Source organism: Rubripirellula reticaptiva, assembly GCF_007860175.1.
Taxonomy (GTDB): Bacteria; Planctomycetota; Planctomycetia; order Pirellulales; family Pirellulaceae; genus Rubripirellula; species Rubripirellula reticaptiva.
Map to the genome: position 1 here is coordinate 688,905 of NZ_SJPX01000005.1, position 12,364 is coordinate 701,268.

Sequence of the window (12,364 nt, forward strand, 5' to 3'; positions counted from 1 at the left end):
AAGTCTCAGGTGAACAGCGATGCGATCGGGGCGCCTCGGTCGGTGATTGGGACCGGACGATCACCGTCGTACAACGATTTGCCAGGATCGATGCCAAGGGCTGCGTGTATGGTCGCAAAGAAGTCTGGCACGGAAACGGGTGATTCGACGATGGATTGCGATAACTCGTCCGTGACGCCGTACGCGCCGACGTGATTCAATCCGCCACCAGCCAAAACACAAGTGAATGTTTTGCCTTGGTGTCCGCGCCCGCCACCGGAATCAAAACCAGCAGGACGACCAAATTCCGTCGTGACCACAATCAACGTGTCATCCAACATCGACTTGGATTGCAAGTCATCAATCAACGTAGCCATCGCGATGTCCAGCTCTGATATCAGTTGGTGCTGTTTTTGAATGCCGTCGTTATGGACATCCCATCCGGTTCCGTTGAGGAAATTTAGATTGTGCGAAACTTCGACAAATCGGACGCCTCGCTGGATCAGCCGCCGGGCCAGCAAACAGCGTTGCCCAAATTCGCCACCGAATTGATTCCGCAGGTCATCTGGTTCGCGATCGAGCTGGAAGACACGGTTGAATTCAGGACCAGAAAGCCGCAGAGATTGTTCCAAGGCGGAATCGTAATCGGCCATCTTTTCGTCGCCGGCAAAACGTTTGCTGGCGGACAAACGCGTCTGTGCAAGCAACTTTTCACGCGTCGATTGGCGATCAGCGTCGACGCCGTGGGGCAATGACAGTCCCGCGGGGCCACGCCGAGTGTCGGTCAAATACAAATAGCCAGACTGTGCACCCAAGAAACCGGGTCCGCGTGTGACGTTGGGATAACCGATCAGAACATACGGCGGAACGCCCTCGGCCGCCGCGTCCAACTGGTTGGCAATGACACTGCCCAGCGACGGGTATGTCACCGTACCGGTCACAATGCGACCGGTGTGCATCCGGTTAGTCGCCGCGGCGTGTTCGTCGATGACGTCATGATGCACGGTGCGCACGGCCGTGACGCGGTCCATTCGAGGTGCCAATTGCGACAGATGTTCGCAAACCGAGACGCCAGCAACCGCAGTGTCAATCGACTTATAGAGCGAACCGGGCTTCTTCGCCTTTGGGTCACCGACGCGTTTCGGGTCAAACGTATCGATCTGGCCCATGCCGCCACCGAGCCAAATGGAAATGACATGCTTGGCTTTGCCTCGTGGCATTACCGGTCCGGACGCATCGGTCGTTCGCGTCAATGACAAGCTTGTTGCGGCTGCCGCGGCGGCACCCATCCAATGTCGACGATTCAATTCGTTCATGGTAGCCACACAAATTCAGGAGAGTTCAATATCGACCAAACGACGTCTTCGTAAACAGTTCGCCAAGACGTTCGCAAACGTGGATCGGGGGCATCGCCGACGATCGCTCGTCGTTCCATTTCGATTTTGATCGTGTTAGCGGGGCCCGCCAAATGATTCGACCAAGAAACGTGTTCCAACCCTGGCAGACGCTCCGGTGCAACCACTTGATCACCAGGCACCAATCGGTCATCAAAGCCATCTTGCAGAACTTCAACCATAATATGCAATTCATTGTCTGTTGGTCGTCGTGACAAAAACCGAATGTACAACGATTCGACCAAAGCCCGCGATGAATCCGCATTGATGGCCAAGTTCGCCAAATCACTGTTCATCGACGCCGCAACCGTCCAAGAAGCGAACACGCTGTTTCCAATCGCGCCGGGTTGCAATACGTTGGTCGAATTGTCGCGAGAATCAATGGCGGATTGCCGGTTGCCAGTCCATCCAAACGCTTTCATCACATCCACCACCGCCGACGCTCGTGGCAGTGCCAAACTTGGTCGGTCGCGTTCATTGGACAGCGTCGTAAATTGCCACGCCCGGGATGGACTGCCGAACTGCAACATCGTTTTGGCTGGACGGCGTGCTTCGGGATCGAACGACAACTCTTCGACATCCAAGGGGCGGCCCGATGCAGCCACCATCGAATCGACCAACTGTTCGGCGGATAACCGCCGACGATCGGGTGCGGCAAACCAACGTTCGTCGGCACGGGCATCCAAATTTGAACCTCCAGCCTGCCGTTGGTACACGTCGGACTTCATGATCGTCGCCGCTAAAAGACGCAAGTCATATCCGTGACGGATGAAGTCATGCGACAACCACCGTAACAATTCAGGATGGCTAGGCTTGGCCGATTCCCAATCGCCAACCGGTTCGACAAAGCCGGTTCCGATAAGACGTTTCCAAACCCGATTGACGATCACGGCGGCAAAGCGAGAGTTCGCGGGCGAAGTGATCGCGGCTGCGAAACGTTCGCGTGAATCCGCTGATTTTGATGACCATCGGTCGATTTCCTTTGGTGAAACAAGTTCAGCAAACGGCCATTCAGGTTGGACAGGGACGCCCGGTTGCAAAGTGACCTCGATCAACGAATCACGACCGCCGTGGTCTTCAAAGAACGCTGCCGGAACAGTGCTGCTGGCGGGCACTTTGACGTCTTTGCGTGCCAGCATCGCGGCCAAAGAAAAAAGGTCGTGCTGCGTTGTTTCGTGATAAGGCGAATCGTGGCATCGGGCACATTGTAAGTTGATTCCCAGGAACGCCGATGCGGCAACGATGCTGCGGGTTGCTTCAGGCGCATCGTTGTCGGCAGCCATACCAAAACCGGCGCTGCCGCCCTGATACAAACTACCGCGCAGCATCAACAACTCGGTCACCATTCGGTCGACCGGTTGGTTGTCGATCAAGGCTTCATACAAAAAGTAACGAAACGGTCCGGTATTATTTAGCGACGGTTTCAACAGGTTCGGGTTTTCGGCCAAAATGTCTTGCCAAAAGCTGACCCAATGATCGGCAACTTCTGTTCGCGTTAGTAATTGGTCGATCAAATCCGCTCGCTTGGACACGGATCCGCTGCTCATAAAAGCAAAGTACTCATCTCGCGTGGGCGGCAAACCAACCGTGTCCAAATAAGCTCGTCGCAAAAAAGTTTCATCGTCGACCAGATCCGCAATCACGATTTCATCAGCCGATTTCGATCGCCCCCAGGTTGCTCCCGATGCGATCCACTCATCCAACGTTTCGATATTTTCGGACGACATCGGTTCCGACGGCGGCATCCGTTCGGACTCGTCCGGCGATCGGATTCGACGCATCAGTTCACTGCCGTGCGGGTCGCCGGCACGCACGATCAATTCACCTGAATCGCCGCCGGCTGCAACATCCGCTGCGGAACTCAAACGCAGCCCCCCCTCGTCGTCTTCGTCATGGCAACGAAAGCAATTTTGTTTCAAGATCGGCAATACGTTCGTCGTGAAATGATCGGCTGCGGAATAATCCGGTTCACCAATTGAATTGTTGCTGGTTGCAGTGGATCGATGTTTTTCGATTTTCGCCAAAATGAACTTATCGACGACGGACGAGGAAGCATCGGAAGATGGAATATCGATAGGATCGAGCGTTTGCAAGTGTTCGCGAGCGAGGAAATGTCGCTGATCCCAATAGGCGTTCTGTGACGCAGCAAGTTGATGTCGCGAATCCGTTTCGAAATCAGCGACGTATTTCTCGACGTATTTCAATTGTTTGGTGACGTTGCCGTCCGTCATCGGCATTTCGACTAACGATGCGGGTGCTGGCCGGAGCAACAGAAACGGGCCGGTTGAATTCAATTGAACGGCAACGACCGTTTCGCCAGGTTCGGCACGCAGCGATTTGCCGCCGATAAGCGTTTCCAAAATCACGCGTTGAATGCCGTCGGTCTTGATCGTGTGTTCGACGATCTTCTCTTCCACGCCGTAAGCCACCCGCCGCATTTTCGCGGCCGGTCGTTCGGGTAGCGGTTCGACTGGGTTGTGCCCATCGGTCCTTGACGACAGCGGCCCTGTCGTGTCGAAGCGTTGATCATCGATCCACAGACGCGACAAACCACGTGACCGCACGACGAAACGATGCGTGCCCGCGGGCAAATCCACATCGGCACCAAGCCGCAACCAAACGGCATCACGATAGGCATCGCGTACTCCGTGATCGTCGTAAGCGTGCGGCAATCGATTTAATAACATCGGCGCGTCAATATTCAGCCATGTCCCGCGATCGATTCGCTTAGCTTGCCAATCAGCGTCCTGCCAAGCGGTATGCGACGGAACTTGATCGTCGAACCACCACGTCACCTGGCCGGCGGGAATCGTCATCGTCGGGGGTGACGGTGGAGGCGGCGGCAATGGGTTCCAACGCAAAGCCATTTCGGAATCCGTCAACGCACGGCGATAAATGATCAATCGATCGAGCTGGCCACGCAGGCTGGATGAGTTCTGCCCCGCCATCGACGATCCGATCCAAACGGCTGCGTCATCGACAACGGGTGCCGTTTGTGTGGGACCGCCCATGTCCCATTGGCCATCAGTCGATCTACCATCGATCCACGCACGCATGCTGTCCGGTTTTCCGAAACGGTACGAAACTGCAATGTGATGCCAAGCCGATGACGACGACTGCCAACCATCGTGGCTAATCCACCGATGCCAAACTGAATTTGAACCGTCCTTCGGTGTCGCAAACAGAAAGCCGACTCGAACTTGGCCATTCCTCTTGCATATCCGCAAGGCCCAGTTCTGGTTGTCTCGTTCGAACCCTTTGTCGAAGGTGCGTCCTTTGCCAACGATGTAACTGTTTTCACCTTCCGCGATGTCATCGACTTTCAAAATCGCTTCAATCGAGATCACGTCGCCATTGGCAAAATCCCACCGACTCGATTCCCCCAAATCCGGGACAACGATGCGTGCTCCCTGGCCACCAAATTCAAAAGCGAGATTATCAGCGGCCGTGTCAGGATATCGCGGTGGACGGGGTCCGATACGGTCCCGTTGCACCTTGCCCACGATGACACCCACGTCCGGCTTCGCTTCGAAATCCCAATCCGCGACTAGGTTCGGATGAGAAACGTCCGGTTGGGAAATATCTGCACCTGATTCGTCGGCACGCAAGTGATCGACGGAAGCAAAGGCCAACCCGAACGCTAGCGAGGCGGCAACAATCAATCGCTTGATGGTGTTAGAACTCATGGGCGAGCACACGTTAGCTTGAGGCGGGAAGTACGGAGGGATGATCAGTTTAAACCAAATACAACCGCAGATGCGAATCCTTTGATGTACTTACGAGTGACAAACGTTCTTTCTTTTGCCGTGTGCTGATCGTTCAAACGCAATGCCTTTGCTGGCAGCTATCCGTTGGACGATTGCGAAGAAACCGGTCGAGTCAACCGCTAGCGCGTACAATCGAGGATCGCGTCCACGCAAACGCAGTCGTCCCCGGCAATTCGTCTGCCAAACTCTCTTTCAGTTTCAGCCTCTTCCTTCACTTCCCTCAAGAACTTTCTCTCAATCCAAGACACAATCATGTTCTACTTGAGCACGCTTCTGCTATTGCTTCTTTCAGTGGCAACACTCCAAGCCCAAGAGCAATCGCCTACGCCCCAAGCAACGAAACAGCGAATTGTTGCTCCGCAAACCGAGACGGAACTCAAGTCGCTTCTTCACGTGGGCGCGTCGTCGCTTCCGCTGGTCAGTGCGCATCGTGGCGGACCCAACATCGGTTTTCCGGAAAACTGCATCGCGACGTTTGAACATACGATTGCCGCGGGATTTTCCATGCTCGAAGTCGATCCGCGTCGAACGGTTGACGACAACTTCGTGCTGTTTCACGACTCCGCGTTGCCACGAACTTCAAACGCGACCGGGAATCTCAACCAAGTTACTCTCGAAGCGTTACAGAGCGTCAAGCTGAAGGACGATCGCGGAAATTTGACGCAGCACACCATTCCAACGCTCGACGAAGCGATTGCTTGGGCGAAAGGAAAATGTGTCTTAGTCCTTGATACAAAAGATGTGTCGATCGCCGAGCGGCTCTCTGCCATTGAAAAGCAAAATGCAGAAGGTTGGGTGATGATCATTGCCTACACGATTGCAAGTGCGAAAGAATGCTACGCGGCAAACCCAGATGTGATGATGGAGATTGGCGTGACATCAAAGAAAAAGTTTGACGAACTTGATGCGTCCGGCATACCTTGGTCCAACGTGGTCGCGTTCGTAGGGCATGACTCGCCAGTCGACACACAATTGATCGCTGCAATTCACGACAAGGGGGCGTGCTGCATGGCCGGAACTTCCCGCAACCTCGATCGAGAGTTGCTGCACGCCACCGATCAAAACCGTGCACAAATCGAACAACAGTATCGAGACCTGTTGAAAATTGGGGTCGACATTATCGAGACCGACCTGCCGATTGCCGTCATGCAAATCATTCAGAAGTAAGCCAGTTCACCTTCAATGAAAAGACATCTTATGTTCAAACCATCCGCGCTGATCGCATTGCTTCTATGCTTGACGGCTGTAAACATCCAAGCCAAACCGCCAAACATTATCTTCATACTTAGCGATGATGTCGCTCAAGGTGATCTTGGTTGCTATGGACAATCGCTGATTCAGACTCCCAATCTTGATCGGATGGCAGCCGAGGGAACTCGGTATCTGCAAGCTTATTGCGGCACCACAGTCTGTGCCCCGAGTCGAGCGTCGTTGATTACGGGTCAGCACTGCGGTCACTGTCCGATTCGTGGCAATTATGAGGTCCCGCCGGAAGGTCAGTTGCCGCTTCCAGCCGAGACCGAAACGGTCGCAGAAGTGCTCAAGCCCGCCGGCTATGCAACGGCCTGTGTTGGAAAGTGGGGAATGGGTTTCTTCGACACAACTGGCTCACCCATGAAGCAGGGCTTTGATCATTTCTTTGGATACAACTGCCAACGCGAAGCTCATTCGTACTTCCCAAAGTACCTTTACAACGACGATCAGAAGATCTTCCTGGATGGCAATGATGGCAAGACAATCGGGCAAACCTACGCTCAAGATTTGATCCAGTCGGATGCGCTGCGATGGATTGAATCACATCGCGAGCAGCCGTTCTTTCTTTTCTATGCCGTCACGCTGCCTCACGGCCGACATGAAATTGACAAACTAGGACAGTACGCAGACAAGAATTGGTCGGACACTCAAAAATCATACGCGGCCCAAATTTCTCGCCTGGATAGTGACGTCGGAGCGATCGCCGATTTGCTGCGAGAATTGAAAATTGCTGGAAACACGTTGATTGTTTTCAGTGGCGACAACGGTTCATCCTTCTCGATCAATTCGGAAATAGGCACACTGTTTGAGCAAGATTCGAATGGGCTGCGCGGCTATAAACGAAATCTTTACGAAGGTGCCTTGCGTCAGGCCGCATTCGCTTGGTGGCCGGGAACAGTACCAGCAGGTCGGGTCAGCGATGAGCCGTGGGCATTTTGGGATTTTCTGCCGACCTGTGCCGAACTTGCTGGCACCGAGGTACCAAGCGACCAGCCAGTTGATGGCTTGTCGCTTGTCAGTTTCCTTAAAGGTGGCGAGGCTCCTAAGCGAGATTACTTCTACTGGGAACTGCACGAAGGAAAGCCAGTTCGCGCGATCCGTTTCGGCGACTGGAAAGCGGTCAAGCCGTTCAACCAATCGATCGAACTGTACGATTTAGCGAGTGACCGTGGCGAGCAGAAAAACGTTGCCGACACTCACGCCGATATTGTGGCACGGGCCCAGACGTTGATGGATGAAGCACATACACCGAGCGCACGGTGGCCATTGACGGGCAACACCGACGAGCGAAACAGAGTTTCCAAGGCCGCGTGGGAAGCGACTCGCACAAGGCGGGACTCCGCCCCGTCAATTCCGCAGAAGTAGAATAGTCCTCTGTCGCGGTATGTGCGCCAGCGGCGTTACACCGTCTCACTTAGTCCAGGCTGGAGATCAGTCGCATCAGCTTGGGGATGAATTCTCGCAGCGCTCGGGACCGATGGCTCAGCGCTCGTTTTACCGTTAGGTCCAACTCACCGAAGGTGCGGTGATATTCCGGGATGATGAATAGAGGATCGTACCCGAACCCGGCGTCACCACTTCGTGCGTGGCCAATTCGGCCGCCGCAGGTGCCGTTGGCTTCTAAGCGGACACTGCCTTGGGGATCTGACAGACACAGATAGCAATTGTACTTGGCACTCCGTTTTTCGTCCGGAACGCCTTTTAATTCACTCAGTAGTTTGTCGTTGTTGGCTTCATCGTCACCGTGCTGGCCGGCATAACGAGCGGAGTAGACGCCCGGTTCGCCCGCCAGTGCGTCGACGGTCAAACCACTGTCTTCGGCCAAGACCCATCGGTTCAAATGAACGGCTTGCTCAGTCGCTTTCAACGCTGCGTTTTCCGCAAACGTTAACCCGGTTTCTTCTACGTCGATGGATCCATCGATCTGGGCCAGCGATGTCAGTTGGATCTGATCGTCGGGCAGCAACAAACGCAGTTCGATTAGTTTCTTAGCGTTGTTTGTGCCTAGGACCAAATCAAACATGGTTACCGCATTCCGTAGAGACTTCGCTTGGACTGTTTCGGGATCGCGATCGCGGTCGGTTGGACATCGAACGGAACCATCCCAACGTTGTTGCTGGCGAACCCGTTTGAACCCTGCGGGATCTGGCGAGCCAGTTCAGGCCGCACGTTGAAGGCACTGTACTTCTTGATCAAGGCTTGGATCTGCGGGTCGTACTCGAACTTACCGTTGGGCAATTGACGACCTAGCGTATCAAAGCTGCCGACGGTTACCAGGGATTGGTCACGATCATGGAACTGATAGGCCTCGACACCTTGGCGGCGAAGTTCAGCCGTCATCTTGGCAGCATCGCTGGCCAATTGGTCCATGCGATTTTCGTCAGGTGTGAAGTTCTTTTTGTTTTTGCTGTTTTCAATCGTTGCATAGCCGGTGAACGTCTTCACAACGACAGTGAACTTTCCATCACATTTCAGCAGCGAATGGTCCAGATTTTCGTTTAGTTGGCTGACGAAGGAATCGACCGGCGGTGCTTGGAAATATCCTTCGGGTAACATGGGATTGCGAGTCACAAAGGCGCTCGCGAGTGGGCCTTTGGGATTGTCCTTGCGAGCATTCTTCCAGCGGTCCGCCAACGCTTTTACCGCAGTGACGGGATTATTGCCGGACGTTTCCGCAGCGATTTCGTTGGGGTCTTGCAATACTTTCGGCGTTGCCGCTTTGATGCGAGCCAAGTCGCCTTCGATGTTTCGATTTTCGACACTGTCGTATTCCCCAACCAAGACAGCGTACGCTTGGTACTTGTAACTGTTGGCGTATCGAACCGGTTTGGCGGTTCGTTGGTCAAAGCCGACGGTGCCGGTGAAGTCAAACTTTTCGTGATAGATAAATGCGGGCAGCCCCATGGTGGTGCGAATTTCCAGGGCCAGCTTACGAGCACGTTCCTGGGATCCTTCGCCCACCAGCGTCGACGCCAAAATCAGCCAGGGGCCGTCTTCGACCGTCAGTTCATAGCTCTTCGATTCGTCAGCCTCGACGGACGGCGCTCGGCCGAACATCTTTAGAAAACTGGGGGGATCGGCAGCGACCGGACCAGCAATGGACAGGACGAACAAGAACGAAAGCAGTGATCGTTGGTACATGACAGACAATTTCCGCGTGCGACAGACTCGGGATTCGTGGCCCAAACTTTGGGATACACACCGGCTTTAACAAAAATTGCTGATTCGTGGAAAGAGAGATTGCGGGCGGTTTTGAGGTGGGAGGTGGGAGAGGTTGTCTAGACCTGCAGGCAGTGGCGATTTGCCATGCTGATGCCGCTAACGATCGCGCCGACGATACCTACGAACCCTTGGTCAGTACCGCACAAGAAAACGTTCGACAAATGGGTCGTCCCATCGAGCTGTTTGTCGGGGGCACCGTAGACCGCGCCGTTGTCATGGAACGTGAACCGGCGAATGGTCTTGGGAGTGAACACGTCGGTATCGACGACATAGCCGCGGAAGTCGGGCATGAAGCGGACTGCCGATGCGATCGCGTCGTCGTACTGGATCACTTTCTCGCTGCGGTACTTTTCGTCCGACAAGGCGCACCAACGATCATGGTCGGCCAGCGTCGTGATCCGGATCACTCCGTCCGGCAGCTCGCCTTCGTCGGCATCGTAGATGTAATTGTTGGGCGAACAGATCACGCCCGTTCGCGAATCACAAAGCGCGTCGTTTGGTTTTTGCCAGTGAAAGGACTTGCTGTCGTTATAAAACACGATCGTGCGATCGAAACCGAAATCAACCGGCTTTCGATCCAAAATCGAAATGGATTCGATGAACGACAACGAGCCCGCTTTTGCAACGTCAACTTCAGTGATGTCGTCGCACATCCGCAACGTTTCGATGTTACCCGCCGAAGACAAAATTCGTTTCGCTTGCAATTCGGTGCCGTCGTCCAACACCACGCCGCAGGCTTGCCCGTTTTCGACATGGATTTTCGCCACGCCGCTGCGCAGTTTCAGTTCGCCGCCTAGACCGCGAAACTTCTTCACCAGGTTCTTCAGGATCACGCGAACGCCTTTGAAAGGCCGGCCGAACCCCTCCAAGTAACAAGCGCGAAACATGATGCAGAACTGGCCAAAGTCCATGTCGTTTTCACGAGCATTGCCGTACCACATCAACGGACAAATCAACATCTCGATCAACAGCGGATCGGAGATGTGTTCGGCCATCACTTCGCGGGCCGATCGCATGAAGTTTGGCGCGTCGCCGTCCATGTCGCTGTAGTCCAACAACGAACCGCATAGCGACCGGAAACCGTCGACTTGCCCCGGAAACTGTTTGGCGATTTCGGATTCCAGCAATCCGATGTCATTGGTGAAGTCAAGCGAGACCTCGGGAAATCGAATAGAAGAACCGATCTGTTCAGCCAGCTTGAAGTCTTCCCAGCGAAAACGGAGTTGCCGAATTAGTTTTGCCAACGGGCCTCGCTTGTCCGAACCCTTGCGAGCAAAATTCGTCATCGCGTGCAGGCCGACGTCGTAGTCACGTCCGCCCATCCGGTAAAAGGAGTTCAAACCGCCGATGGTATAGTGTTTTTCGAGAATGCAGACGCGCTGATCAAAGTGTGCCAAACGGATGCCGGCCGCTAGACCGCTCATGCCGGCGCCGATGATGATCGTGTCGTACTGAGCCGTCATGAGGTGAAAAATCGATTGGGGGATGGTGAAGGGGGCCTCGGAACGTGTCAGAATACGTGACACTTTAATGATGGACAACGACGAATCGATGGACGCCAAGCCGAAATCTATTCGCAGACGACTCCCCCCCTCCCACGTTCTTACGCAAAAAGCGGTATTCGATGACTGATGAACCCAAGATTCGTTTCGTGTTGATTGGCGGCTTTTTGGGTGCTGGGAAGACGACGCTAGTCGGCCAACTGGCGCGAGCCTACGCGGCGGCCGGAAAACGAGTCGGCATCATCACGAACGATCAGGCCGAAAATTTGGTGGACACACAAAATCTCCGCTCGCAAGGATTCGACGTCGGCGAAGTGGCCGGCGCCTGTTTCTGCTGCAGTTTCGATGACTTAGTCGCAACAGCCGATCGACTTTCAAGCGAGGGGGCTCCGGACATCCTGTTGGCCGAACCGGTGGGCAGTTGCACCGACTTGGTCGCGACCGTGGTACGGCCGCTGCAACAACTGTTAGGCGATCGGTTCGAGCTTGCTCCGTTCGGCGTGCTGCTGAAACCGTCGCACGGGAAACGCATTTTGGCGGAACCGTCAGCCGACGAACGCAGTGGTTTTTCGCCGCAAGCCGAGTACATCTTTCTGAAGCAACTCGAAGAAGCCGATTACATCATGATCGGTCGGCGAGACCAGTTGAGTGACGACGAAGTCGCAGCGCTGAAGTCTCGTCTGGCCATCGTCGCGCCAGGAATCCCCGTGGTTGCGGTCAGTCCGGCGACGGGTGAAGGTGTCGATGAAGTGTTGGGATACATCGAGTCGCCGATGGAGGCCGGTCGCCGGTTGTTGGATATCGACTACGACACCTACGCCGATGGCGAAGCCGAGTTGGGCTGGGTGAACTTGACGGCACAATTAGATACCGACGTAACGGTCGACCTCGATAAAATCGCCAGCGACGTGGTGACGCGAATTCGAGACGTTGTCGTTGGCCAGCACGACGGTCACATCGCCCACCTGAAGACATCCGTTCTGGCCGGTGACACTCAAGCCGTTGCCAACGTCGTCGCCAATGACGCGCCCGTGGACGTGGGACTGTTGGCTTCGCGCAGCGTCGCCGGATCGATTCAAGTGATCGTCAACGCGCGGGTCGCGATGGACCCTGGGCTGTTAGAAGACGTGTGCCGCGAACAGGTTGCTGCGTCATCACAGCATCACGGCATCACCGTGACCAGCATCAGCGCTCGGTCGCTGCGTCCCGGCCGCCCGACCCCAACTCACCGAGTCGGCACGTAACG

The 12,364-nt window shown here is 54.9% G+C and carries 8 protein-coding genes; 3 read left to right on the plus strand and 5 right to left on the minus strand.

Translation table 11 applies throughout. From position 1 onward, the window contains the following. Nucleotides 1-5: 5 nt before the first annotated feature. A complete protein-coding gene (locus tag Poly59_RS23690; RefSeq protein WP_146536564.1) occupies nucleotides 6-1,295 on the minus strand; it encodes a DUF1501 domain-containing protein in 1,290 nt (429 codons plus the stop codon). Then, nucleotides 1,292-5,059 (minus strand): DUF1553 domain-containing protein, encoded by a 3,768-nt coding sequence (locus Poly59_RS23695; RefSeq protein WP_146536565.1) that lies wholly within the window; start codon nucleotides 5,057-5,059, stop codon nucleotides 1,292-1,294. The genes Poly59_RS23690 and Poly59_RS23695 overlap by 4 nt, the downstream gene beginning before the upstream one ends. Nucleotides 5,060-5,392: 333 nt before the next feature. Here Poly59_RS23695 and Poly59_RS23700 point away from each other — a divergent pair, with 333 nt between their 5' ends. Continuing rightward, on the plus strand, nucleotides 5,393-6,307 hold the full coding sequence (locus Poly59_RS23700; RefSeq protein ID WP_146536566.1) for a glycerophosphodiester phosphodiesterase family protein: 915 nt from the start codon (nucleotides 5,393-5,395) through the stop codon (nucleotides 6,305-6,307). A gap of 30 nt (nucleotides 6,308-6,337) precedes the next feature. Continuing rightward, entirely contained in the window at nucleotides 6,338-7,759 is a 1,422-nt protein-coding gene (locus Poly59_RS23705) for an arylsulfatase (protein WP_186776476.1), read from the plus strand. Nucleotides 7,760-7,808: 49 nt separating this feature from the next. Here Poly59_RS23705 and rdgB read toward each other — a convergent pair whose 3' ends face one another. The 3 genes from rdgB to Poly59_RS23720 form a co-directional block, all read right to left on the minus strand. Continuing rightward, complete coding sequence (gene rdgB / locus Poly59_RS23710) at nucleotides 7,809-8,417, minus strand: RdgB/HAM1 family non-canonical purine NTP pyrophosphatase (RefSeq protein WP_146536568.1); 609 nt, start codon at nucleotides 8,415-8,417, stop codon at nucleotides 7,809-7,811. A 2-nt stretch (nucleotides 8,418-8,419) separates the two neighbouring features. Beyond that, nucleotides 8,420-9,535: a hypothetical protein gene (locus Poly59_RS23715; protein ID WP_146536569.1), complete on the minus strand. Its 1,116-nt coding sequence runs from the start codon at nucleotides 9,533-9,535 to the stop codon at nucleotides 8,420-8,422. Between the two features lie 137 nt (nucleotides 9,536-9,672). Further along, nucleotides 9,673-11,079 (minus strand): phytoene desaturase family protein, encoded by a 1,407-nt coding sequence (locus Poly59_RS23720; protein ID WP_146536570.1) that lies wholly within the window; start codon nucleotides 11,077-11,079, stop codon nucleotides 9,673-9,675. Between the two features lie 161 nt (nucleotides 11,080-11,240). Between Poly59_RS23720 and Poly59_RS23725 the strand changes: the two genes are divergently transcribed. After that, complete coding sequence (locus Poly59_RS23725; protein ID WP_146536571.1) at nucleotides 11,241-12,362, plus strand: GTP-binding protein; 1,122 nt, start codon at nucleotides 11,241-11,243, stop codon at nucleotides 12,360-12,362. Nucleotides 12,363-12,364: the final 2 nt, after the last annotated feature.

Bases quoted from the DNA above. Each gene is read 5' to 3' on its own strand.
- Poly59_RS23690 (WP_146536564.1), bottom strand. From the start codon at position 1,295: ATGAACGAATTGAATCGTCGACATTGGATGGGTGCCGCCGCGGCAGCC.
- Poly59_RS23705 (WP_186776476.1), top strand. From the start codon at position 6,338: ATGTTCAAACCATCCGCGCTGATCGCATTGCTTCTATGCTTGACGGCT.
- Poly59_RS23725 (WP_146536571.1), top strand. From the start codon at position 11,241: ATGACTGATGAACCCAAGATTCGTTTCGTGTTGATTGGCGGCTTTTTG.
- rdgB (WP_146536568.1), bottom strand. From the start codon at position 8,417: ATGTTTGATTTGGTCCTAGGCACAAACAACGCTAAGAAACTAATCGAA.
- Poly59_RS23720 (WP_146536570.1), bottom strand. From the start codon at position 11,079: ATGACGGCTCAGTACGACACGATCATCATCGGCGCCGGCATGAGCGGT.
- Poly59_RS23700 (WP_146536566.1), top strand. From the start codon at position 5,393: ATGTTCTACTTGAGCACGCTTCTGCTATTGCTTCTTTCAGTGGCAACA.
- Poly59_RS23695 (WP_146536565.1), bottom strand. From the start codon at position 5,059: ATGAGTTCTAACACCATCAAGCGATTGATTGTTGCCGCCTCGCTAGCG.
- Poly59_RS23715 (WP_146536569.1), bottom strand. From the start codon at position 9,535: ATGTACCAACGATCACTGCTTTCGTTCTTGTTCGTCCTGTCCATTGCT.